General features: G+C 56.1%; 20 protein-coding genes. 12 read left to right on the top strand and 8 right to left on the bottom strand.

Annotated elements, in window-relative coordinates:
* Positions 1–11: 11 nt before the first annotated feature.
* From MFP24_RS09695 to MFP24_RS09670, 6 genes are all read right to left on the bottom strand, one after another.
* Entirely contained in the window at positions 12–344 is a 333-nt protein-coding gene (locus MFP24_RS09695) for a cytochrome o ubiquinol oxidase subunit IV (RefSeq protein WP_249230012.1), read from the bottom strand.
* Entirely contained in the window at positions 344–958 is a 615-nt protein-coding gene (locus MFP24_RS09690; protein WP_249230013.1) for a cytochrome o ubiquinol oxidase subunit III, read from the bottom strand. Before MFP24_RS09690 ends, MFP24_RS09695 begins: the two co-directional genes overlap by 1 nt.
* Entirely contained in the window at positions 948–2939 is a 1992-nt protein-coding gene (gene cyoB / locus MFP24_RS09685) for a cytochrome o ubiquinol oxidase subunit I (protein WP_249230014.1), read from the bottom strand. Before cyoB ends, MFP24_RS09690 begins: the two co-directional genes overlap by 11 nt.
* Before the next feature lie 4 nt (positions 2940–2943).
* A complete protein-coding gene (gene cyoA, locus MFP24_RS09680; protein ID WP_249230015.1) occupies positions 2944–3906 on the bottom strand; it encodes a cytochrome o ubiquinol oxidase subunit II in 963 nt (320 codons plus the stop codon).
* Positions 3907–4305: 399 nt separating this feature from the next.
* Positions 4306–5808, bottom strand: coding sequence for a muropeptide MFS transporter AmpG (gene ampG / locus MFP24_RS09675; protein WP_249230016.1), 1503 nt, complete (start codon positions 5806–5808; stop codon positions 4306–4308).
* 50 nt (positions 5809–5858) lie between these two features.
* Positions 5859–6437: a lipoprotein gene (locus MFP24_RS09670; protein WP_136165235.1), complete on the bottom strand. Its 579-nt coding sequence runs from the start codon at positions 6435–6437 to the stop codon at positions 5859–5861.
* 326 nt (positions 6438–6763) lie between these two features.
* On the opposite strand from MFP24_RS09670, the gene bolA reads away from it, so the two are divergent.
* From bolA to MFP24_RS09625, 9 genes are all read left to right on the top strand, one after another.
* Positions 6764–7078 (top strand): transcriptional regulator BolA, encoded by a 315-nt coding sequence (gene bolA, locus MFP24_RS09665; protein ID WP_136165236.1) that lies wholly within the window; start codon positions 6764–6766, stop codon positions 7076–7078.
* 302 nt (positions 7079–7380) lie between these two features.
* On the top strand, positions 7381–8691 hold the full coding sequence (tig, locus tag MFP24_RS09660; RefSeq protein WP_249230017.1) for a trigger factor: 1311 nt from the start codon (positions 7381–7383) through the stop codon (positions 8689–8691).
* A gap of 384 nt (positions 8692–9075) precedes the next feature.
* Entirely contained in the window at positions 9076–9699 is a 624-nt protein-coding gene (clpP, locus tag MFP24_RS09655) for an ATP-dependent Clp endopeptidase proteolytic subunit ClpP (protein WP_136165238.1), read from the top strand.
* Between the two features lie 149 nt (positions 9700–9848).
* On the top strand, positions 9849–11126 hold the full coding sequence (gene clpX / locus MFP24_RS09650) for an ATP-dependent protease ATP-binding subunit ClpX (protein WP_249230018.1): 1278 nt from the start codon (positions 9849–9851) through the stop codon (positions 11124–11126).
* A 191-nt stretch (positions 11127–11317) separates the two neighbouring features.
* Positions 11318–13684: an endopeptidase La gene (gene lon / locus MFP24_RS09645; RefSeq protein WP_136165240.1), complete on the top strand. Its 2367-nt coding sequence runs from the start codon at positions 11318–11320 to the stop codon at positions 13682–13684.
* Between the two features lie 198 nt (positions 13685–13882).
* Positions 13883–14155, top strand: coding sequence for a nucleoid-associated protein HU-beta (gene hupB / locus MFP24_RS09640; protein WP_005976031.1), 273 nt, complete (start codon positions 13883–13885; stop codon positions 14153–14155).
* A 252-nt stretch (positions 14156–14407) separates the two neighbouring features.
* Entirely contained in the window at positions 14408–16291 is a 1884-nt protein-coding gene (ppiD, locus tag MFP24_RS09635) for a peptidylprolyl isomerase (protein ID WP_249230019.1), read from the top strand.
* Positions 16292–16429: 138 nt separating this feature from the next.
* Positions 16430–16792, top strand: coding sequence for a ComEA family DNA-binding protein (locus MFP24_RS09630; RefSeq protein WP_249230020.1), 363 nt, complete (start codon positions 16430–16432; stop codon positions 16790–16792).
* A 110-nt stretch (positions 16793–16902) separates the two neighbouring features.
* Entirely contained in the window at positions 16903–17304 is a 402-nt protein-coding gene (locus tag MFP24_RS09625) for an acyl-CoA thioesterase (protein WP_249230021.1), read from the top strand.
* 24 nt (positions 17305–17328) lie between these two features.
* Here MFP24_RS09625 and queC read toward each other — a convergent pair whose 3' ends face one another.
* On the bottom strand, positions 17329–18024 hold the full coding sequence (queC, locus tag MFP24_RS09620) for a 7-cyano-7-deazaguanine synthase QueC (RefSeq protein ID WP_249230022.1): 696 nt from the start codon (positions 18022–18024) through the stop codon (positions 17329–17331).
* A 107-nt stretch (positions 18025–18131) separates the two neighbouring features.
* A complete protein-coding gene (locus tag MFP24_RS09615) occupies positions 18132–19208 on the bottom strand; it encodes a PLP-dependent cysteine synthase family protein (RefSeq protein WP_263458452.1) in 1077 nt (358 codons plus the stop codon).
* A gap of 117 nt (positions 19209–19325) precedes the next feature.
* Here MFP24_RS09615 and MFP24_RS09610 point away from each other — a divergent pair, with 117 nt between their 5' ends.
* From MFP24_RS09610 to MFP24_RS09600, 3 genes are all read left to right on the top strand, one after another.
* Positions 19326–19787 (top strand): Lrp/AsnC family transcriptional regulator, encoded by a 462-nt coding sequence (locus MFP24_RS09610; protein WP_249230023.1) that lies wholly within the window; start codon positions 19326–19328, stop codon positions 19785–19787.
* A gap of 71 nt (positions 19788–19858) precedes the next feature.
* The gene (locus MFP24_RS09605; protein ID WP_249230024.1) at positions 19859–21628 is read left to right on the top strand and encodes a SmdA family multidrug ABC transporter permease/ATP-binding protein; all 1770 of its coding nucleotides are present in this window, start codon (positions 19859–19861) and stop codon (positions 21626–21628) included.
* A complete protein-coding gene (locus MFP24_RS09600) occupies positions 21621–23402 on the top strand; it encodes a SmdB family multidrug efflux ABC transporter permease/ATP-binding protein (RefSeq protein ID WP_249230025.1) in 1782 nt (593 codons plus the stop codon). The genes MFP24_RS09605 and MFP24_RS09600 overlap by 8 nt, the downstream gene beginning before the upstream one ends.
* The last annotated feature ends 142 nt before the right edge of the window (positions 23403–23544 follow it).

Genomic DNA, 23544 nt, shown 5'->3' with positions numbered 1-23544 from the left:
TTACGGCTCGGTTACTGGATCATCATGTTGGCGTGCGTGTTCCACATAATCCATATGGAACCGGCGACGACAATGGCGATAATCAGGACGGTAAACACAAGGGCCACCACGTTCCAGCGCTCTTCCGAGGCGGAACTCAGATGCAGGAAGTACACCAGATGAACCAGAATCTGGATAACCGCACATCCCACGACGGTCAGTATGATGACGTTATGCGAGGCTGAACCGGCCATTACCATCGCAAAAGGGATCGCGGTCAGGATAACGGACAGAACAAAACCTATCAGATAGGATTTGACGCTACCGTGGCTGGCGCCTGCATGATCGGTTGTTGAATGACTCATTACATCGCCCCCATCAGGTAAACAACGGTGAAGACACAAATCCAGACCACGTCAAGGAAGTGCCAGAACAGGCTCAGGCACATCAGACGGGTTTTATTGGTGGCGGTCAGGCCGCGTCCGGCGACCTGCGCCATCATAATGACGAGCCAGATCAGACCGGCGGTAACGTGGATGCCGTGCGTGCCCACCAGCGCGAAGAATGCCGACAGGAAAGCGCTGCGATCCGGGCCGTAACCTTCGGCGATCAGGTGATGGAATTCATAGATTTCCATGGCGATAAACGCCAGACCGAACAGGAAGGTCAGCCCCAGCCAGAGATTCACCCGCGACTTGTCGCCCTTGTTCATGGCGATCATCGCCATGCCGTAGGTAATACTGCTGAACAACAGGGCGAAGGTTTCCACCAGCACGAAGGGCAGTTCGAAAATGTCCTTCCCCGTCGGACCGCCCGCGGTACCATTAACCAGCACGGCATAGGTTGCGAACAGGGACGCAAACAGAATGCAGTCGCTCATCAGGTAGATCCAGAAGCCGAATACCTTGGTGGCCCCCGCATCGTGGTGCCCATGCTCGGCATGGGCTGCGCTATGGTTAGTCAGAGTTTCAGTTGACATGTTTCAGACCTGCTTTGCTGATTTGATCAAAATTCTGATTCTCGATGTGCTCGATTTCCTTAACCGGAACGTAGTAGTCCACGTCCTGATTAAAGCTGTGCACGATCCAGGTCACGACCATTCCGGCGAAGCCGATAATCGCCAGCCACCAGATATGCCAGATCATGGCGAAACCGAACGCCAGGCTGAATGCGGAGATGATCACGCCGGCGCCGGTGTTTTTCGGCATATGGATCGCTTCGTAACCGGCGGGGCGCTTATAGGCTGCGCCTTTCTCTTTGTCGTCCCAGAATGCGTCGCGTTCGTGAACCTGCGGCACGGTGGCGAAGTTATAGAACGGCGCCGGAGAAGAGGTCGACCATTCCAGCGTCCGGCCGTCCCACGGGTCGCCCGTCAGGTCGCGGTTCTGGTGGCGATCGCGGATACTGACGTAGAACTGCATCACCTGGCACAGCACGCCGATGCCGATCAGCAGCGCGCCGCCGGAAGCCACCAGCAGCAGCGGATGGAACTCCGGGTTAATCTGCTGGCTCAAGCGACGGGTCATGCCCATAAAGCCCAGCACGTAGAGCGGCATAAAGGCCACGAAGAAGCCGATGATCCAGAACCAGAACGCGCGTTTGCCCCAGGTTTCGTCGAGGGTGAAGCCGAAGGCTTTCGGGAACCAGTAGGTGATGCCGGCAAAGCAGCCGAATACCACGCCGCCGATAATCACGTTGTGGAAGTGGGCGATGAGGAACAGGCTGTTGTGCAGCACGAAGTTGGCGCCCGGCACCGCCAGCAGTACCCCGGTCATCCCGCCGATGGAGAAGGTGATGATAAAGCCGGTGGTCCACAGCATGGCGGAGTGCGGCTGAATGCGGCCCTGATACATGGTGAACAGCCAGTTGAAGATTTTCACCCCGGTGGGGATGGAAATAATCATCGTGGCGATGCCGAAGAAGGCGTTGACGTTGGCGCCGGAGCCCATGGTGAAGAAGTGGTGCAGCCAGACAACGAACGACAGTACGGTAATGGCGATGGTCGCCCACACCAGCGAGGTATAGCCGAACAGCCGTTTTTTACAGAACGTGGCCACCACTTCGGAATAGATACCGAATACCGGCAGCACCAGAATGTAAACTTCCGGATGACCCCAGGCCCAGATGAGGTTGATGTACATCATCATGTTGCCGCCCATATCATTGGTAAAGAAATGGGTGCCGAGGTAACGGTCCAGCGTCAGCAGCGCGATGGTTACGGTCAGTATCGGGAATGCGGCGATAATCAGCACGTTGGTGCACAGCGCCGTCCAGGTAAATACCGGCATTTTCATCAGCGTCATGCCCGGCGCGCGCATTTTCATGATGGTGGCGAAGAAGTTGACGCCGGTCAGCGTGGTGCCCAAGCCGGATATCTGCAAACTCCATATCCAGTAATCGACCCCGACTCCGGGACTGTACTCCTTACCGGAAAGCGGCGGATAAGCCACCCAGCCGGTCTGGGCGAATTCGCCGACCCCGAGGGAGACGTTGATCAGAATAACGCCGACCACGAACAGCCAGAAGCTCAGCGAGTTCAGGAAAGGGAAGGCGACGTCGCGGGCGCCGATTTGCAGCGGCACCGCCAGGTTCATCAATCCCACCACGAACGGCGTCGCCACGAAGAAAATCATGATCACGCCGTGCGCGGTAAAGATCTGATCGTAGTGATGGGCGTTGAGGAAGCCGGCTTCGCCGGCGGAGGCAAGCGCCTGCTGACCGCGCATCATGATGGCGTCGGCAAAGCCGCGGATCATCATCACCAGCGCGACGATAACGTACATAATGCCGATCTTTTTATGGTCTACCGAGGTAAACCATTCGGTCCATAACCATTTCCACTTGCCGAAATAGGTTATCGCCCCCAGCAGCGCCAGGCCGCCGACGATGATCGCCACCACGGTGACCATGATAATGGGTTCATGATACGGAACCGCATCAAGTGTAAGTTTTCCGAACATCGTATTATCCCTCGGCTCCTTGGTGCGAGCCATGCTCGCCCATGTTCATACTCTCACCGTGCCGCATGTTTTCATCGTGCTTCATGCCTTCACCATGATGCTGCATGTTCATGTCGTTGCCTGTGAATTTGCGAATAATATTCCTGAACAAATCCGGCTGAACGGCGGAGAAATATTCCACCGGATGGAATTCGCTCGGCTGGGCCAGCTTATTGAACTCATCCATGCTGTTGAGCGTCTTGGACGAGGCGCGGACGTTCGCCACCCACTGGTCGAACTCCTGCTGGCTCGGCGTGGCGATGGCGGTGAACTTCATGCCGGAGAAGCCTTTTCCGCTATAGCCGCCGGATATCCCGTCATATTTCCCAGGTTCGTTAGCGATCAGATGCAGCTTGGTCTGCATGCCGGCCATGGCGTATATCTGCCCGCCGAGGCGCGGAATGAAGAAGGAGTTCATCACCGAGTCGGAGGTGATTTTAAAGGCGACGGGCACGTTTGCCGGGAAAGCTAGCTCGTTAACGCTGGCGATGCCCAGGTCCGGGTAGACGAACAGCCATTTCCAGTCAAGGGAAACCACCTCGACATTAATTGGCTTAACGTCGGATTCCAAAGGCTTGTAAGGATCAAGCGAATGGGTCGTCTTCCAGGTAATCGCGGCAAGAATAACGATTATGATTATTGGCACTGTCCAGACAACAGCTTCGATCTTGTTGGAGTGGGACCAATTGGGCGTGTACTTTGCTTTCTCATTGGAAGCTCTGAACTTCCAGGCGAAAGCGATGGTCATGATGATGACGGGAATGACAACGATCAGCATCAGGCCGATGGCCGTCAGTATTAACGATCGTTGTTCCAACCCGACCTGTCCTTTGGGATTCATCAATGCCATATCGCAGCCGCTGAGCAGTGCTGTAGCTGCAAATAAAGACAACATCCCAAAAATTCTATTGTATTTCCTGAGTCTCATCTAGCGACCTCAATTACAAGGGCTCTATTGTCATTTTACGCGAGCGGGCATTTTACGGGAAGGTTACTGTACTGTAAACATGATTAAGGCTATGTCAGTCGGTTGTTGCCGCTTTTGGCACTGAATGTCACAAAGGCAGCGGTAAATAAAAAATGACATTTAAAAACAGGTAATTATCGTTTTACCCAGGCAAAAGTATGGATTGATAATAAAAAATTACAACCCATAGCGACTTTTATTTTCCCGCCAGCAGAAATTTTTGCTACAGGACACATTTGGCTCAAAAAGCAAGATTATTTCGCAGCAAATGTTTGGCGCTGTGAAATAAATCATTTCCTTACCAGACTATTAACAAAAAAATAATTTAATAAGGGGATAACAGCCCACAATAAGGCGCTTTTATCCCCTTGGCCGCCGCTCGGCCGGTCGGGCGGCGGGCGAGCGCAGAGAAAGATAGTCCAGCAGGCTGCCCAGCACAATGCCCAGCAGCGCCAGTCCGCCCCCCGCCATCAGCAGGTAATCGGCCAGCAGCGGCAGGGTCGTCCACGCCATGGCGTTGGCGACCAGCAGCGCCAGCCACAGCCCCAGCAGGCACGAACCGGCGGCGAGCGTGCGCAGCGCCGCGGCGTAGTAGCCGGGAAAGGCGTTGCGCAACAGGAAGGCGTCGGTTTTTTGCGTGTATTCCAGCGTCCCGCGGCAGACCATTAAAAGAAACAGGCCCGGCAAGGCGGCGACGATGGAGAACAGATAAAACCACGCCCAGCCGTGCGCTTCGACGAACCAGCCGGCGATGGGGCCGACATACACCCGTCCCACCGCGGAAAGGGCCGAGAGCAGGGCAAACTGCGTCGCGGAAAACGATTTGTGGCACAGCGTCATTAACAGCGCCACGAACGCCGCGGTTCCCATCCCGCCGCACAGGTTTTCCAGAAAAACGGCGCCGGCCATGGTGAAGATATTTTTATCGGTGATCGCCAACAGCCAGTAGCCGGCGTTGGACACCGCCTGCAGAATGCCGAACAGCATCAACGCCCTGAACAACGTCAGCCGCTGCATCAGCAATCCGCCATAAACCGCGCCGACTATGGTGGCGAACAACCCCAGCGTTTTGTTGACCAGGCCGACATCGCCGGCGTTAAAGCCGACGCCGCGAATCAGGAAGGTGGTGGTTAAACTGATGGCGAAGGCGTCGCCCAATTTATACAGCACAATCAACAGCAGGATCAGCCAGGCGTTGTTGCGGCCGAAAAAGTCGCGCAAGGGCGCAACGATAGCCTGTTCCATCGTGCGGGGCGCGGGCTGGCTGTTATGCGGCTCCGGCGCCAGCAGGGTGGAAAACACGCCGATAAGCATTAAGCCCGCCATCAGCCAGTACGTCGCCTGCCAGCCCAATAAGCGGTCGGCAATCCACAGGGCAAGGCCGCCCGAGACCAGCATGGCCAGCCGATAGCCCAATACCGAAACCGCGGCCCCGGTTCCGCGCTCTTTGGCGGGGAGCAGGTCGGTTTTATAGGCGTCGAAAACAATATCCTGCGAGGCCGAGCAGAAAGCCACCAGCACCGCCAGCGCGGCCAGCCACCACAGGTGGTCCGCCGGATTCATAAACCCCATGGCGATAATCGCGCCGACCAGCGAGAGTTGGCTGAGCAGCAGCCATCCCCGGCGCCGGCCGAGAAAAGGCGGGGTATAGCGATCCATCAGCGGCGACCACAGAAATTTGAATACGTACGCCTGACCGACCAAAGAGAAAAATCCGATGGTTTTCAGGTCGACGTTTTCCACCGTCATCCAGGCTTGCAATGTGCCGGAGGTTAACGCCAGCGGTAAACCGGAGGCAAAACCCAGCAACAGCAGAAACAGTGAATTACGCTGGCTGAACAGATTTACGATACGACTAAGCATGAAAGGTCCTTTCCCTTGCTCCGAAGAGCAAAGGAAGCGGAATAAAAAGATTAACGGGCGTTTTCTTTAATAAAGGTGCTGACGCTGGTGTCTTGCGCCATCTCGCTGATCACATCGGCCAGCACCGTGTTGACGGCATTGGTGATATTCTGATTATTGGCGGTGAAAGCGCCCTGGACGCTGTAGGTCGCCCGGTAGTTTTTCACCTGTTTATTGCCGTTGTTGGCCTGAGCGAGGATAGAGATATCGGCCTTGGTGGTGATGTTGTAGCGCAGGTTGCCTTCGGATACGTCAGCATACAGGTTGTTTACCACGATCTGTAACGCCACCGGGCCGCCGGTGCCGATCATATAGCCGCGGGCGGTCATCTGTTTTTCCAGCGCCTCCTGCAACAGGAAACGCAGGTCGCGCGATGGCGTCAGGGTAATCAGCTGTCCGTCGCGGTTTACCTTCGCCAGCGCCTGGTCGGCGCGCTGGTCGGCGCCGTTGATGCTGATGGTGATGCCCATCAGCGTCGGATCCTGCGCGGGCAGGCCGATCTGGGGCGTAATGTTGAGCGTATTACTCTTGTTTGCGCAACCAGCAAGCAGCAGTACGGCCAGAAGCGGGAAAAATAGTTTTTTTAACATTGGTATTTTCTCGGTAATGATTAGGGTGGTGAGCTGATAAAAATTGCTGATATCATATCATCGCCGCGGTGCGGGGAAAGAGCGAGTGCGGGTAAATTGTTCTGAAATTTGTCTTTTTCATGCCATTGCGCGGGCAAAATCGCTTTTCATCATCTCCGCGCTGCCGAAAATATGACATTGTATTGCTGTTTATTAGCTATCGGCGGCCGCGTCGCTGTGCCATAACAGTTTGAAAAACAGCTAAGATTGAAGGGAGCGGGGGCATGTCAAGCCGCCTGCGATGCTGAGCTGATACCGAACTTCTCCAAAGCCGAAAGGGTAGCCGTATGATGCGTAAAACGATAGAAGAAAAATTGCGTGTGGAATTCGAACCGCTCCACCTGGAAGTGATAGATGAGAGCTATCGTCACAATGTGCCCGCGGGCTCGGAAAGCCATTTCAAGGTGGTGATCGTCAGCGAACGGTTCGCGGGGGAGCGGGTGTTGGGACGCCACCGGGCCATTTACGCCGTACTGGCCGCGGAATTGGCGAGCACGGTGCACGCCCTGGCGCTGCATACCTATTCGGTAAAAGAGTGGGGGAGCTTGCAGAATAGCGTGCCTTCCTCGCCGCCCTGCGGCGGCGCCGGCATCACCTCGTAATCATCGGTATAACCCGTTGCGCGACGGGTTATTGATATAAAGTGCGTATGCCCCGTTGAATAGTCTGCCCGCCGTCCTCGACTCATCCTATCTATATCGCTATAATGCCGCGTCTATTTTTCCGGAATGTATTCGGGACGCTTCTGACTACAGGGAACAGGGTCTGGTAACAGCATGACGGCCGTCCCGGTTCTGTGAGGCTTTTTTCAACCAGGTGCCTGCCGGCACGGGGCGAAAGGGCTTTGCTGTTGTGAGAATAGTTTTGGGGTTGACCGAGCACTGTGATTTTTTGAGGTAACAAGATGCAAGTTTCTGTTGAAACCACTCAAGGCCTTGGGCGCCGTGTAACGATTACCGTGGCTGCTGACAGCATTGAGAGTGCGGTTAAGAGCGAGCTGGTCAACGTGGCCAAAAAAGTACGTATTGACGGCTTTCGCAAAGGCAAAGTGCCGATGAATATTGTTGCTCAGCGTTATGGTGCCTCCGTGCGTCAGGACGTGCTGGGCGATTTGATGCAGCGTAATTTCGTTGATGCCATCATCAAGGAAAAGATTAACCCGGTCGGCGCGCCGAACTACGTTCCGGGCGAATACAAACTGGGCGAAGACTTCACTTACTCCGTTGAGTTTGAAGTCTATCCGGAAGTGGAGCTGAAAGATCTGGACGCCATCGAAGTCGAAAAGCCGGTGGTTGAAGTCACCGAAGCCGACGTCGACGGCATGCTGGAGACGCTGCGTAAGCAGCAGGCTACCTGGAAAGAAACCGATCGCGCCGCCGCGGCGGAAGATCGCGTGACCATCGATTTCACCGGTTCCATCGACGGTGAAGAGTTCGAAGGCGGCAAAGCGTCCGATTTCGTGCTGGCGATGGGCCAGAACCGCATGATCCCGGGTTTTGAAGACGGCGTGGTCGGCCACAAGGCCGGTGAAGAATTCACCATCGACGTCAACTTCCCGGAAGACTACCACGCGGAAAACCTGAAGGGTAAAGCGGCCAAATTCGCCATCGTCCTGAAGAAAGTGGAAGAGCGTGAACTGCCTGAACTGACCGAAGAGTTTATCAAGCGTTTCGGCGTGGAAGACGGTTCTCAGGAAGGCCTGCGCGCCGAAGTCCGCAAGAATATGGAGCGCGAGCTGAAAGGCGCGGTGCGCAACCGGGTGAAAACCCAGGTTATCGACGGTCTGGTCAAGGCAAATGAAATCGACGTTCCCGCCGCGCTGATCGACGGCGAAATTGACGTTCTGCGCCGTCAGGCCGCACAGCGTTTCGGCGGCAACGAAAAGCAGGCGCTGGAGCTGCCGCGCGAACTGTTCGAAGAACAGGCCAAGCGTCGCGTGGTTGTCGGCCTGTTGCTGGGCGAAGTGATCAGCACCAACGAGCTGAAAGCTGACGAAGAGCGGGTTAAAACGTTGATCGAAGAGATGGCTTCCGCGTATGAAGATCCGCAGGAAGTGATCGAATTCTACAGCAAGAACAAAGAGCTGCTGAATAACATGCGTAACGTCGCGTTGGAAGAACAGGCGGTTGAAACGCTGCTCGCCAATGCCAAAGTGGTTGAGAAATCCGTCAGTTTTAACGAATTGATGAACCAGACGCAGACAACAGCGGCATAAGCATCGTTTTGCTGTCGTATCCGGGAACGCGTTTCCCGGTCAACAAAGCCCGTGGCCTTCCGGCTCGGGCTTTTTTTCTATGTGCATGATATGGGTAACCCGCCGCCGGCGGTCAAACGCGACGGCTTAAATTGCACTACTATAAAAGAGCGGGTAAAAACCGGCTGCTGATAACGCTTTAATATAAAACAATCGATAGTGTAAGCTTGAAAAGCGGTGCGGCTACCCCCAGTAAGTGAACAGAGAAGTCCGTCGTCCGGGGAACTCTGGTGAATCCCGTTGTCCCACAGATGAGCGAACCAATGCATGAGCATGGTCATCATCATTTATCTCAAGTAGAATCGGGTAATAACGGCGCGGACGTATTTTATCTAGGAGACGTGAATGTCATACAGTGGCGAACAAGAAACACAAGCACCCCACATGGCCCTGGTGCCGATGGTGGTTGAGCAAACCTCGCGTGGGGAGCGTTCTTACGATATCTATTCCCGTCTGCTGAAAGAACGGATCATCTTCCTGACCGGCCAGGTGGAAGATTATATGGCGAACCTGATTGTGGCGCAGATGCTGTTTCTGGAAGCCGAAAACCCGGAAAAAGACATTTTCCTGTACATTAACTCCCCTGGGGGCGTGATTACCGCCGGGATGTCCATCTACGACACCATGCAGTTTATCAAGCCGGACGTCAGCACCATCTGTATGGGACAGGCCTGTTCCATGGGGTCGTTCCTGCTGGCGGCGGGCGCGAAAGGCAAACGTATCTGCCTGCCCAACTCACGGGTAATGATTCACCAGCCGCTGGGCGGATTCCAGGGGCAGGCGACGGATATTGAAATTCACGCCAAAGAGATATTGAAAGTAAAAGCCAGAATGAATGAATTGCTGGCGAAACATACGGGTCAGCCTCTTGAAGTGATAGAAAGAGACACGGAGCGCGACCGTTTCCTCTCCGCCAACGAGGCGGTAGACTACGGCCTGGTGGATTCCGTATTCACTAATCGTGTATGACGCTCCGCTTATAGTGGCTGAAAAGCAGTGTTCGACCGATGGTCTGCGGTGCGATGCTTTTGCGCGTATTGGCTATAATATCGGCGTTTGCTGTAGCGATATTGCTGTGGTTGGCCTGCGGGCAAAAAGACAAAGAAGAGGTTTGACTCATGACAGATAAGCGCAAAGACGGTTCAGGGAAGTTGCTGTACTGTTCTTTCTGCGGCAAAAGCCAGCATGAAGTACGCAAGCTGATTGCCGGGCCGTCAGTGTATATCTGCGATGAATGTGTTGACTTGTGTAACGACATTATTCGCGAAGAAATTAAAGAAGTGTCTCCGCATCGTGAGCGCAGCGCGTTGCCGACGCCGCATGAGATCCGTCGCCATCTCGACGACTATGTCATCGGTCAGGAACAGGCCAAGAAGGTGCTGGCCGTCGCGGTATATAACCACTATAAGCGGTTACGCAACGGCGACGTCGCCAGCAACGGCATTGAACTGGGCAAAAGCAACATTCTGCTGATCGGCCCGACCGGCAGCGGTAAAACCCTGCTGGCCGAAACCCTGGCGCGTTTTCTGGACGTACCTTTCACCATGGCGGATGCCACCACCCTGACCGAAGCGGGTTACGTCGGTGAAGACGTCGAGAACATCATCCAGAAACTGCTGCAGAAGTGTGATTACGACGTGCAGAAAGCGCAGCGCGGGATTGTCTATATCGATGAAATCGACAAGATATCGCGTAAATCCGACAACCCGTCGATTACCCGCGACGTGTCCGGCGAAGGCGTCCAGCAGGCGTTGCTGAAGCTGATCGAAGGCACCATCGCCGCCGTTCCGCCGCAGGGCGGGCGCAAGCATCCGCAGCAGGAGTTCTTGCAGGTGGACACCTCCAAGATCCTCTTTATCTGCGGCGGCGCCTTTGCCGGCCTGGATAAGGTCATCGAGCAGCGCACCGATACCGGACGCGGCATCGGTTTCGGCGCCACGGTAAAAGGTAACGCTGAAAAAGCGACGGAAGGCGAACTGCTGGGCCAGGTTGAGCCGGGCGATCTGATTAAATTCGGTCTGATCCCTGAATTCATCGGTCGTTTGCCGGTGGTTGCAACCCTGCGGGAACTGAGCGAAGACGCGCTGATCCAGATTCTGCGCGAGCCGAAGAATGCGCTGACCAAGCAGTATCAGGCGTTGTTCAACCTGGAAGGCGTCGATCTGGAGTTCCGCGACGAGGCCCTGACCGCTATCGCCAAGAAAGCGATGGCGCGTAAAACCGGCGCCCGCGGTCTGCGCTCGATTGTGGAAGCCGCATTGCTGGATACCATGTACGATCTGCCGTCGCTGGAGAGCGTCGACAAGGTCGTTATTGACGAGTCGGTGATCGCCGGCCAGTCCGAGCCTCTGCTTATTTACGGCAAGCCGGAAGCGCAGCAGGCCTCCGGCGAATAATTAGCCAAACAAACCGTCTTGCAAGACAAAAATGGGGGATTTTATCCCCCATTCGCTTTTACGCGGGTACTGGTCGTTGAATGTAAGATATTTATCCCCATATACTCGAATACCTATTTGGTGAAACCCGTGAAGATCGCGTTTCACGAGATTCCCTTAACCTGGCGGAAACGAAACTAAGAGAGAGCTCTATGAACCCTGAGCGTTCCGAACGCATTGAAATCCCCGTATTGCCGCTGCGCGATGTGGTGGTTTATCCGCACATGGTGATTCCGTTGTTTGTTGGTCGGGAGAAGTCAATTCGGTGCCTTGAAGCCGCGATGGATCATGATAAAAAGATCATGCTGGTGGCGCAGAAAGAGGCCTCAACGGATGAGCCAAGTATTAACGATCTTTTCTCGGTAGGGACGGTAGCCTCGATTCTTCAAATGCTGAAACTGCCGGACGGCACGGTGAAAGTGCTGGTTGAAGGCTTGCAGCGCGCGCGTATCACCACATTGTCCGACAGCGGCGAACATTTCGCCGCGCAGGCGGAGTATCTGGATTCCCCGGCCATTGACGAGCGTGAGCAGGAAGTATTGATGCGCACGGCGATCAATCAGTTCGAGGGATATATCAAGCTGAACAAAAAGATCCCGCCTGAAGTCCTGACGTCGCTCAACAGCATCGAAGACGCCGCGCGCCTGGCGGATACCATCGCCGCGCATATGCCGTTGAAATTGACGGATAAGCAGTCCGTGCTCGAAATGTCCGACATCACCGAGCGGTTAGAGTATCTGATGGCGATGATGGAATCCGAGATTGACCTGTTGCAGGTTGAGAAGCGGATCCGCGGCCGCGTCAAAAAGCAGATGGAGAAAAGCCAGCGCGAGTACTATCTGAATGAGCAAATGAAGGCGATTCAGAAAGAGCTTGGCGAAATGGATGATGCGCCGGACGAACATGAGGCGCTGAAGCGCAAGATTGAAGCGGCGAAAATGCCCAAGGAAGCGCGCGAAAAAACCGAAGCGGAACTGCAAAAGCTGAAGATGATGTCGCCGATGTCCGCTGAGGCCACCGTGGTGCGCAGCTACATTGACTGGATGGTGCAGGTTCCCTGGAACGCCCGCAGCAAAGTGAAGAAAGACCTGCTCAAGGCGCAGGAAATGCTGGATACCGACCACTACGGCCTGGAGCGCGTGAAGGAACGCATTCTGGAATACCTGGCGGTGCAGAGCCGGGTCAGCAAGATCAAAGGGCCTATCCTGTGTCTGGTGGGGCCGCCGGGGGTGGGTAAAACCTCGCTGGGACAGTCCATCGCCAAAGCCACCGGACGCCAGTACGTGCGCATGGCGCTGGGCGGGGTGCGCGACGAAGCGGAAATCCGCGGTCACCGCCGTACCTATATCGGCTCCATGCCGGGCAAACTGATCCAGAAGATGGCGAAGGTCGGGGTGAAAAACCCGCTGTTCCTGCTGGACGAGATCGACAAGATGTCTTCCGATATGCGCGGCGATCCCGCGTCGGCGCTGCTGGAGGTGCTCGATCCGGAACAGAACGTGGCGTTTAACGATCACTATCTGGAAGTGGATTACGACCTGTCGGACGTGATGTTTGTCGCCACCTCCAACTCGATGAATATTCCGGCTCCGCTGCTCGACCGTATGGAAGTGATCCGTCTTTCCGGCTATACCGAAGACGAAAAGCTGAACATCGCCAAGCAGCACCTGCTGCCGAAACAGATTGAACGCAACGCGTTGAAGAAAAGCGAGCTGTCGGTGGAGGACAGCGCGATTGTCGGCATTATCCGCTATTACACCCGTGAAGCCGGGGTGCGTAATCTGGAGCGCGAAATCTCCAAGCTGTGCCGCAAAGCGGTAAAAACGCTGTTGATGGATAAATCCGTTAAACATATCCAGATAACGGGCGATAACCTTAAGGATTTCCTTGGGGTACAGCGCTTCGACTACGGTCGGGCGGATGAAGAAAACCGCGTCGGCCAGGTCACCGGACTGGCGTGGACGGAAGTGGGCGGCGACCTGCTGACCATCGAAACGGCCTGCGTGCCGGGTAAGGGCAAACTGACCTACACCGGTTCGCTGGGCGAAGTGATGCAGGAATCGATTCAGGCGGCGCTTACCGTGGTGCGCGCCCGAGCCGAGAAGCTGGGTATCAATGCGGATTTCTATGAAAAACGCGATATTCACGTTCACGTTCCTGAAGGGGCGACGCCGAAAGACGGCCCCAGCGCGGGGATAGCGATGTGTACCGCGCTGGTCTCCTGCTTGACGGGGAATCCGGTACGCGCCGACGTGGCGATGACCGGCGAAATCACCTTGCGGGGGTTGGTGCTGCCCATCGGCGGCCTGAAAGAGAAGCTGCTGGCTGCTCATCGCGGCGGTATCAAAACGGTGTTGATACCGGATGACAACAAGCGCGATCTGGAAGAGATCCCGCAAAATGTGATTGCCGATCTGGATATCCATCCGGTGAAGCGCATTGAGGAAGTTCTGGCGTTAGCGTTGGTAAATGCGCCCTATGGCATGCAGGTGGTTAGCGCCACCGCCAAGGCAAAATAGTGACCTATCGCAAAAACCCTTGAGAAAATCAGCGCTGGTAAGTTAAATCGTGCTTGCCAGCCTTTTTTTGTACCGCTAAGTTAGAGCACTGTTGGTTTTAGCGGTAACTTGCTAAGGTCTGACAGGATTGATATAAAGTTGGGTGTCGTGTTTTGGGAAATTTCAGCGCGACCGTAGAATTCCAGAGGGGATGAGAGAGTGAACAAGTCACAATTGATCGACAAAATTGCCGCAGATGCTGACATTTCCAAAGCGGCGGCAGGGCGTGTGTTAGATGCAATTATTGGTTCCGTTACCGAGTCTCTGAAAGAAGGGGACGATGTTGCTTTGGTTGGCTTTGGTACTTTCTCCGTGCGTGAACGCGCTGCGCGTACCGGCCGCAACCCGCAAACGGGTAAAGAAATCAGCATCCCGGCAGCTAAAGTACCCGGCTTCCGTGCTGGTAAAACACTGAAAGACGCCGTTAACTGATTTACGTCACCGGTTTTGCGGGCAACACGCCGTGTTGCCAAACATTACCTGACGCAACGATATTGGTAAGGTAAGATACGGGGCGCATCATTTTATGGTGTGCCTTTTTTTTATCGCGGGCAATTCAGGTGTTACTATTGTCAGACAGAGCTTAAACGCGTCCCGGCCTGGTGTGGGCTATGGCATCAGGGGATGCCGGCTTCGGCCGGCGCAGGGCGCGTTATCCATTCTACAGCGGAGTGTTGTCACATTATGATGGACAATTTACGCGCGGCCGCTAATAACGTCGCGTTGAAAATTATTCTTGCCTTGATTATCGCATCATTCATTTTGACCGGCGTCGGCGATTATCTTATCGGCGGTTCCGGAGACTATGCGGCAAAGGTTAACGGGCAGGAAATTACCCGGGCTCAGCTTGAGCAGGCCGTACAGAACGAGCGCAGTCGCCAGCAGGAGGCGCTGGGTGAGAATTTTTCTCTGCTGGCGAGCAATGACGGCTATATGCAGCAGCTGCGCAGACAGTCTCTCGCACAGCTGATTGATGAAGCTCTGCTGGATCAGTATGCCGACAAACTGGGGCTGAATATCAGCGACGAGCAGGTCAAGCAGGCGATTTTTGCCGTCCCGGCATTTCAAACCAACAACCGTTTCGATAATGAAAAATACCTGGCCCAGGTTCGTCGCCTGGGGCTGACGCCGGATGTGTACGCGCAGCTGTTGCGCAAGCAGCTGACCTCACAGCAGCTTATTCGCGGGTTTGGCAATACCGAGTTCCTGCTGCCGCAGGAGATCGACAATCTGGTGAAGCTGGCGGCGCAGGATCGGGTTGTCCGCCTGGCGACGATTGATATTTCCGCCGGAGCCGGGGCGCAAAACGTTTCCGATGACGAAGTCCGCAGCTATTACGAGCAGAATCAGGCGCGTTTCCTGGCGCCGGAAGCGTTCAAGGTCAGCTATATCACCCTCGACGCGGCGGGCATCATGGATAAAGTTACCGTCACCGATGCGGACATCGCCGATTTTTATGAAAAAAATAAAAATGACTACGCCCAGCCCGAGCGCAAGAAATACAGCGTTATTCAGGTGAAAACCGAAGCCGATGCGCAGTCGGTGCTGGATGCCCTGAAACAGGGCGCGGATTTCGCCGCGCTGGCGCAGGAAAAGTCGACGGATGTCATCTCGCGCCGCAATGGCGGTGATTTGGGCTGGATGGATGAGAATTCCACCATTGACGAGCTTAAGCAGGCCGGGCTGACGGAAAAAGGGCAGCTATCCGCGGCGATAAAATCCTCCGTGGGATATTTGATCGTGCGCCTTGACGATATTCAAGCGCAGCAGGTTAAGCCGCTGAGTGAAGTGCGCGATGATATCGCCGCCAAAGTGAAGCATGAAAAAGCGCAGGACGAGTATTATGCGCTGCAGCAAAAAGTCAGCGAAGCCGCCAGCAACGACAACGAGTCTCTGGCTTCCGCCGAAGAGGCCGCCGGGGTGAAGGCAACGCAAACCGACTGGTTTACCCGTGAGCAGGTTCCCGCGGCATTGAATTTCCAGCCTGTCACCCAGGCCATTTTTGATGGCGGATTGGCGGGTGAGAACGGCGCGCCGGGCAGTAACTCCGATGTGATCACCGTCGATGGCGACCGCGCTTTCGTGATTCGCATCACCGATCATAAGGCGGAAAGCACCCGGCCGCTGGATCAGGTACGCGACCAGGTGATACAGACGGTGAAACGTCAGAAGGCGGAACAGCAGGCGCGGGTAGAGGCTGAAAAGATTCTGGTTGAACTGAAACAAGGTAAGGATGAGGCGTTGAAAGCCGCCAACCTGAGCTTCGGCGAGCCAAAAACCCTCTCTTCCGTCTCCCAGGGCGATGCCATGGCGGAGTCCATTTTCGCCCTGCCGCATCCGCAGGGCAAGGATAAGCCGTCTTACGGCATTGCTCAGGACCAGGCCGGCAACGTGGTTTTGGTGGCGCTGGACAGCGTTACGCCGCATCAGCTGACCGAGCAGCAGCAAACGCAGTTCGCCAATCAGATCCAGCAAAGTTCCGTCGGATCGCTGTTTGACGCCTTGCTGAGCAGTTTGCGCAGCGAAGCCAAAATCAAGATGGGCAGCGCGGCTCAGGAACAGCAATAAGTTACGCATAAATTTGCAAACCGCTGCAACAGGAAAAGGCCGCCTTCGCGGCCTTTTCCACATTCCGCCAAAGCCATTTGCGATGCCATCCCGCCTGCGGCAAGGTAGCCGTGCTGTCACACACACGGAGGAAACAGCATGAGAAAGTCAGGAGTGAAGGCGCTTTGCGTGGTCGTTGGGTTGAGTCTGGCCGGGCTGTCGCCGTTGGTTCAGGCGGCTGTGCAAAGCGAAAACGCCGGGGGCGCTGCGCAGTCGGCGCCCGTGGCGCAAAAGACGGAAAAAGCGCTGCTTCCCGCGGCGGATGAAGATGAAGTAAGCGTTAATTTGGCAAGCGCGCAGGAGTTGGCGGAGGTGATGAACGGCGTCGGTATTAAAAAAGCTGAGGCAATCGTCAATTATCGTGAACAAAACGGTCCTTTCACCCAGATAGAGCAGTTGCAGGAAGTACCGGGGATCGGCGCGGCTTTGCTGGAGCGTAATCTGTCGCGCTTAAAGTTGTGATGATTTTCGCAACCGGGGGGTGAAACAAGCCACCGGTTGCGAACCTTCTGCTAGGCTGGATCTCAGAACGTAGTCGTTGTGCGCGTCTTCCGTCGCAGGAGTAGGGATTTATGCAGACTTTCATCACCGTGCGTGGTTACCACATTGACGTTTACCAGCACGTTAATAACGCCCGTTATCTTGAGTTTTTAGAAGAGGCGCGCTGGCAATGGCTGCAGAAGCCGGCGCTTTTCGACTGGATGACGAGCCATCGTATCGCTTTTGTGGTGGTGAATATCAATATCAACTATCGCCGGCCGGCGGTGTTGGGGGATGAACTGCGTATTGACAGCACATTGCTGAAGATCGGCGCCAGAAGCGGAACCATTAGCCAGACCGTCACCCGCGTGGCCGATAACGCTATTATCGCGGATGCGACGCTGACGTTTGTCTGCATCGATCTCGCCAGTCAACGGGCCTTGCCGCTGGAAGGGCCGCTGCTGGAGCATCTGGACGCTATCCGCCAGGCGTAGGCCGGCTGGCGGCGTGGTTGGCGGCTATTGCAGGCCGCTTTTCTGCTTGAGCGCGGCCATAACGCCGGCGGGATCGCGGCGGTACTGTTCCAGTCCATTGGCGCGCAGGTGACAGGCGGCGCACTGGCCGCAGCCTTCACCTTTAATCCCGTTGTAGCAGGTCAACGTGTGGTCGCGAACGGTTTCCAACTGCTGGTAATAGTCCGCCAGCGCCCAGGTTTCCGCCTTGTTGAGCCACATCAGCGGCGTAACGAAACGGATATCGCGCGCCATGCCCAGTACCACGGCCTGATTCAATGCCTTGATGAATTCGTCGCGACAGTCGGGGTAGCCGGAAAAATCCGTTTCACACACGCCGGTGATCACCGCCTGCGCGCCAACCTGATAGGCATAGATGGCGGCCAGCGTCAGGAACAGGATATTCCGTCCCGGTACAAAGGTGCTGGGCAGCCCCTGCGCCTCGCTGTCATAGTCAGGGACGGGAATGTTTTCACGCGTCAGGCTGCTGACGGCCAGTTCATTCAGCAGGCCGGCATCCAGCACCTTATGCGCGGTGGCGCCGAGTCGCCGCGCCAGTTCTCGGGCGATATCGATTTCCGCGCGGTGACGTTGACCGTAATCGAAGGTAATACAGTGAACGTCATCATACTGTTTCAGGGCCTGGATCAGGCAGGTTGTGGAGTCTTGTCCACCGCTAAAAACGACGACAGCACGCTTCATTTTTCATTCACCTTGACGCATTCGAGCCTCAATGCGGACAGGATGCCCCGAGGCGTAAAGCCGCTATGTTACCTGAAAAACCGTCGTCGTTCAGCGGGTAATGTCGCTCACGCCGGACTGGATTGCGCGGCGGGACGGCGTTCTGTTCCGCCATGCAACATGTCCAGATAAGGGGTGAGATCGCCGATGTTGTTCGCCACCCAGTCGCTGTGGTAGTAGGTATCCAGATAGCGTTCTCCGCTGTCGCACAGCAGCGTAACGATGGCGCCCTGTTTCCCCTGGGCCTTCATCTGGTTAGCCAGTTGCAGCATGCCCCAGACGTTGGTGCCGGTGGATGCGCCGACTTTGCGACCCAGAATGCCTTCCAGCCAGTAGAGGGTGGCGATGCTGGCCGCATCGGGAACGCGCATCATGCCGTCAATGACGTCGGGAATAAATGAGGGTTCCGCCCGCGGGCGGCCGATACCTTCAATGCGGCTGGCGCGCTTGCCGGTAATGGCGCGATCGCGCCGTTGATAGCAGTCGTAGAAAACGGAGTTTTCCGGATCGACCACCACCAGTTGGGTATTCAGTCCCTGATAGCGGATATAACGCCCCAGGGTTGCGGAGGTGCCGCCGGTTCCCGCGCCCATCACAATATAGTCTGGAACGGCATAGGGTTCCCGCGACATCTGGCGATAAATACTATCGGCGATATTATTGTTGCCGCGCCAGTCGGTTGCCCGTTCGGCATAGGTGAACTGGTCCATATAATGGCCGTTAAGCTCGCGGGCCAACTGCTCGGATGCCGCATAAATGTGGTCGGCCTGTTCGACGAAATGACAGCGGCCGCCATAAAAAGCGATTTGTTCTATTTTTCGTCTGGCGGTGCGGGCGGGCATAACGGCGATAAAGGGTAATCCCAGCAGGCGGGCGAAATAAGCCTCTGATACCGCGGTGCTGCCGGAGGACGCCTCGACGATCGGCGTCCCTTCTTTTATCCAGCCGTTGCAAAGGCCGTAGAGAAATAAAGAGCGGGCCAGGCGGTGCTTCAGGCTGCCGCTGGGGTGGGTGCTTTCGTCTTTTAAATAGCAGTAAATCCCCGGGTAATCCGCCAAGGTCAGCCGAATAAGGTGCGTATCGGCCGAACGTTGAAAATCGGCTTCTATGGCGCGGATAGCATTTTTTACCCAGGTATTGGTCATGATTCTTTCCGTTCTAACGATGATGATGGTTAGCTTAGCGAGTTTTCAGGGAAAAAAGATTGCTTTTTTACCTACAGATGGGGGAGATTGGAGAAAAGTTTTCTATGGTGTGGCGCCATGATAGATAAAATAGATCGCACGCTATTGGGTTTACTGCAACAGGACTGTACGCTTTCCCTGCAAAAGCTGGCCGAGTCGGTGAATCTGACCTCAACGCCCTGCTGGAAAAGGCTGAAGCGGCTGGAAGAAGAGGGCTATATCCGCGGCCGGGTGGCGCTGCTGGATAACGAGCTGCTGGGATTGAGTCTGACCGCCTTTGTGCTACTGAAAACGCAGCAGCACAACAGCGCCTGGTATCAAACCTTTACCAGCGTGGTGTCGGAAATGCCCGAAGTATTGTCTTTCTATCGCATGGCCGGAGAGTATGATTATCTGATGCAGGTGCAGGTCGCTGATATGAAAAGCTATGATGATTTTTATAAGCGGCTGGTGAACGGCATTCCCGGGCTGGTGGACGTGACGTCCAGCTTCGCCATGGAGCGCATCAAGTACACCACCGCGCTGCCGTTATCATGGTAATTTTTCCTGTATAATCATTTTCCCGGATTCATTACGACTCCCCTGAATATTGGAATTGGAATTAAAACTGCGTGAGACTCTTTGCTCAACTAGGCTGGTTTTTTCGCCGTGAATGGCGGCGCTATATCGGCGCGGTGGCATTGCTGATTGTGATTGCCGGCCTGCAGCTGCTCCCCCCCAGACTGGTTGGCGTGGTGGTCGATGGCGTCACGCAGCGCAATATGCCCACGGCCGAGATGATGCAGTGGATCGGCGTTATGCTGCTGACCGCGGTGATGGTTTATCTGCTGCGCTGCGTCTGGCGGGTGTTGCTGTTTGGCGCGGCCTATCAGCTGGCGGTTGAACTGCGCGAAGATTTTTATCGTCAGCTCAGCCGTCAGCATCCCGCTTTCTATTTACGCCACCGTACCGGCGATTTGATGGCCCGCGCCACCAATGATGTGGACCGCGTGGTGTTCGCCGCCGGCGAGGGGGTGCTGACGCTGGTCGATTCGCTGGTGATGGGGTGCGCCGTGCTGGTGGTCATGTGTACCCAGATAAGCTGGCAGCTGACGTTGCTGGCGTTGCTGCCGATGCCGGTTATGGCGCTGATTATCAACCATTACGGTACGCAGCTGCACCAGCGTTTTAAATTGGCTCAGGCGGCATTTTCCTCGCTGAACGATCAGGCTCAGGAAGGCCTGACCAGCATTCGAATGATTAAATCGTTTGGTCTGGAAGACTATCAGTCGGCGCGTTTTGCGCAGGTCGCGGCGGATGCGGGCGCCAAAAATATGTATGTCGCCCGGGTTGATGCGCGCTTTGACCCCACCATTTACATCGCCATCGGGCTGTCGCATCTGCTGGCCATCGGCGGCGGCAGCTGGATGGTGGTCAACGGCTCGTTGACGTTGGGGACATTGACCAGTTTTGTTATGTACCTAGGGTTGATGATATGGCCGATGCTGGCGCTGGCCTGGATGTTCAATATCGTCGAGCGCGGAAGCGCCGCCTATGGCCGTATTCGCCAACTGCTGACGGAGGCGCCCGTCGTGAAGGACGGTACGCAATCTTTGCCGGCCGGGCGCGGCGCGCTCAAGGTCAATATCGAGGCGTTTCATTACCCTGAGAGCCCGCGCGGGGTGCTGAAGGATCTCCGCTTTACGCTCAAACCGGGGAAGGTGCTCGGGCTGTGCGGGCCTACCGGTTCCGGCAAGAGTACGCTGCTGGCGCTTATTCTTCGCCACTTCGATATCGAGTCGGGGGATATTCGCTATCACGACCTCCCCCTGTCGCACATTCGCCTGGATGAACTGCGCCACCGCTTTGCCGTCGTGGGGCAAACCCCTTTCCTGTTTTCCGATACCGTCGCCCGCAATATCGCCCTGGGACGGCCCGACGCCACCCGGCAGCAGATAGAGCAGGCCGCCCGGCTTGCCAGCGTGCACGAGGATATTCTGCGCTTGCCGCAGGGATATGACACCGAAGTGGGGGAGCGCGGCGTTATGCTGTCCGGCGGTCAGAAGCAGCGTATCGCCATCGCCCGGGCGCTGTTGCTGGACGCGGAAATTCTGATTCTGGATGACGCCTTGTCCGCCGTCGACGGGCGAACGGAGCATCGCATTCTGAGCAATCTTAAGCAGTGGGGCGGACAGCGCACGTTGATTATCAGCGCCCATCGGCTCTCCGCGTTAACGGAGGCGAACGAGATCCTGGTCCTGCAGCATGGACATGCCATCCAGCGCGGCGGCCATCGCGAGCTGGTGGCGCAATCCGGCTGGTATCGGGACATGTACCGTTATCAACAGTTGGAAGCCGCGCTGGATGACGCGTCGCCGGCCGAAGGGGAAAAGGATGAATAGCCCGCGCAAGCTCTGGCCGACGTTAAAACGGCTGCTGGCCTATGGCTCACCGTGGCGCAAGCCGTTGGCGCAGGGCGTCGTGATGCTCTGGGTGGCCGCCGCCGCCGAGGTTTCCGGCCCGGTTTTGGTGAGTTACTTTATCGACCATCTGGTGGCGCAGGGGGAGTTTCCGCTGGCGTTGGCGGCGGGACTGGCCTCGGCCTATCTGCTGTTGCAGATTCTGGCGGCGCTGCTGCACTATTTCCAGCGGCTATTGTTTAACCGGGTGGCGGTCGGGGTGGTGCAGCAACTGCGTATCGACGTTATGGATGCGGCGTTGCGTCAGCCGCTCAGTACTTTTGACACCCAGCCGGTAGGTCAACTGATATCGCGCGTCACCAACGACACCGAGGTGGTGAAGGATCTGTACGTGATGGTGGTGTCGACGGCCTTGCGCAGCGCGGCGCTTATCAGCGCCATGCTGGTGGCGATGTTCAGCCTGGATTGGCGGATGGCGCTGGTGGCCCTGACTATTTTCCCGGCGGTGCTGATCGTTATGCTGATCTATCAGCGTTACAGTACGCCGATTGTGCGCCGGGTGCGCAGCTATCTGGCGGATATCAACGACGGTTTCAATGAAGTTATCAACGGCATGGGCGTGATTCAGCAGTTTCGCCAGCAGGCCCGATTCGGCGAACGCCTGGGCGGCGCCAGCCGGGAGCATTATCGGGCGCGCATGCAGACTCTGCGCCTTGACGGGTTCCTGCTACGTCCGTTGCTCAGCCTGTTTTCCGCCATGGTGCTATGCGGTCTGTTGCTGCAATTTGGTTTTAGCGCCGTGGGTTCGGTCGGCGTCGGCGTGCTGTATGCGTTTATCAATTACCTGGGGCGTCTAAATGAACCGCTAATTGAGCTGACCACTCAGCAGTCCATGCTGCAGCAGGCGGTGGTGGCCGGCGAGCGCATCTTTGAACTGATGGACGGCGTGAAGCAAGGCTATGGCGGCGATGAGCGCATGCTTACTCAGGGGCGCGTGGAGATCGACGACGTCTCCTTCTCTTACGGTAGCGGCAAAAACGTTTTGCAACATATTTCCCTGACTATCCCTGAGCGCGGGTTCGTGGCGCTGGTTGGGCATACCGGCAGCGGCAAAAGCACCCTGGCCAATCTGCTGATGGGGTATTATTCGCCGGATAAAGGCGAAATTCGTCTGGATGGACGTCCGCTGCAAACCCTGTCGCATCAGGTACTGCGCCAGAATGTCGCCATGGTGCAGCAGGATCCGGTGGTGCTGGCCGAATCCATGTATACCAACGTCACCCTGGGGCGCGATATCAGCGAAGAGGAAGTATGGCGGGTGCTTGATATTGTGCAGCTATCCGAACTGGTGCGTTCGTTCCCTGAGGGGTTGCATACCTGCATTGGGGAGCAGGGGAACAATTTGTCCACCGGGCAGAAACAGCTGCTGGCGATCGCCAGGGTGCTGGTGCTAACCCCCAAGATCCTGATATTGGATGAAGCCACGGCGAATATTGATTCCGGTACGGAACAGGCGGTGCAGAAAGCGCTGAGCGTCATCCGCGACCAAACGACGCTGATTGTCATTGCTCACCGGCTATCGACGATCGTCGAGGCCGACGCCATTATGGTGCTCCACCACGGACAGACCGTCGAACAGGGCACCCACGAGCAGTTGCTGCGCCGGCAGGGGCGTTATTACCAGATGTATCAGCTGCAGCTGGCGGGAGAAGAGCTGGCGGTTACGCTGACTAACGAGTCTGCCGCCACGCCGTGACCGGATGCACCCAGAAGTACAAGAGAAAACCCGAGGCAGCCGGCTGCTTCGCACCATCACCAAGCATATTCATGCGGTTTTTCGTCTTCATGCACTGAAATTACGCGCGGCGCACCGTAGTGGTGCGCCGCGTGCCCCGCTT

The sequence above is a fragment of the Brenneria tiliae genome, from assembly GCF_023347575.1.
Lineage (GTDB): Bacteria > Pseudomonadota > Gammaproteobacteria > Enterobacterales > Enterobacteriaceae > Brenneria > Brenneria corticis.
The sequence above is the reverse complement of the archived record's forward strand: the minus strand, read 5'-3'. Positions and strand labels throughout refer to the sequence as shown.

Bases quoted from the DNA above. Each gene is read 5' to 3' on its own strand.
- MFP24_RS09630 (WP_249230020.1), top strand. From the start codon at position 16,430: ATGAGAAAGTCAGGAGTGAAGGCGCTTTGCGTGGTCGTTGGGTTGAGT.
- queC (WP_249230022.1), bottom strand. From the start codon at position 18,024: ATGAAGCGTGCTGTCGTCGTTTTTAGCGGTGGACAAGACTCCACAACC.
- MFP24_RS09600 (WP_249230025.1), top strand. From the start codon at position 21,621: ATGAATAGCCCGCGCAAGCTCTGGCCGACGTTAAAACGGCTGCTGGCC.
- cyoB (WP_249230014.1), bottom strand. From the start codon at position 2,939: ATGTTCGGAAAACTTACACTTGATGCGGTTCCGTATCATGAACCCATT.
- bolA (WP_136165236.1), top strand. From the start codon at position 6,764: ATGATGCGTAAAACGATAGAAGAAAAATTGCGTGTGGAATTCGAACCG.
- MFP24_RS09615 (WP_263458452.1), bottom strand. From the start codon at position 19,208: ATGACCAATACCTGGGTAAAAAATGCTATCCGCGCCATAGAAGCCGAT.
- MFP24_RS09610 (WP_249230023.1), top strand. From the start codon at position 19,326: ATGATAGATAAAATAGATCGCACGCTATTGGGTTTACTGCAACAGGAC.
- MFP24_RS09670 (WP_136165235.1), bottom strand. From the start codon at position 6,437: ATGTTAAAAAAACTATTTTTCCCGCTTCTGGCCGTACTGCTGCTTGCT.
- MFP24_RS09625 (WP_249230021.1), top strand. From the start codon at position 16,903: ATGCAGACTTTCATCACCGTGCGTGGTTACCACATTGACGTTTACCAG.
- MFP24_RS09690 (WP_249230013.1), bottom strand. From the start codon at position 958: ATGTCAACTGAAACTCTGACTAACCATAGCGCAGCCCATGCCGAGCAT.
- ppiD (WP_249230019.1), top strand. From the start codon at position 14,408: ATGATGGACAATTTACGCGCGGCCGCTAATAACGTCGCGTTGAAAATT.
- clpX (WP_249230018.1), top strand. From the start codon at position 9,849: ATGACAGATAAGCGCAAAGACGGTTCAGGGAAGTTGCTGTACTGTTCT.
- lon (WP_136165240.1), top strand. From the start codon at position 11,318: ATGAACCCTGAGCGTTCCGAACGCATTGAAATCCCCGTATTGCCGCTG.
- clpP (WP_136165238.1), top strand. From the start codon at position 9,076: ATGTCATACAGTGGCGAACAAGAAACACAAGCACCCCACATGGCCCTG.
- cyoA (WP_249230015.1), bottom strand. From the start codon at position 3,906: ATGAGACTCAGGAAATACAATAGAATTTTTGGGATGTTGTCTTTATTT.
- tig (WP_249230017.1), top strand. From the start codon at position 7,381: ATGCAAGTTTCTGTTGAAACCACTCAAGGCCTTGGGCGCCGTGTAACG.
- ampG (WP_249230016.1), bottom strand. From the start codon at position 5,808: ATGCTTAGTCGTATCGTAAATCTGTTCAGCCAGCGTAATTCACTGTTT.
- MFP24_RS09695 (WP_249230012.1), bottom strand. From the start codon at position 344: ATGAGTCATTCAACAACCGATCATGCAGGCGCCAGCCACGGTAGCGTC.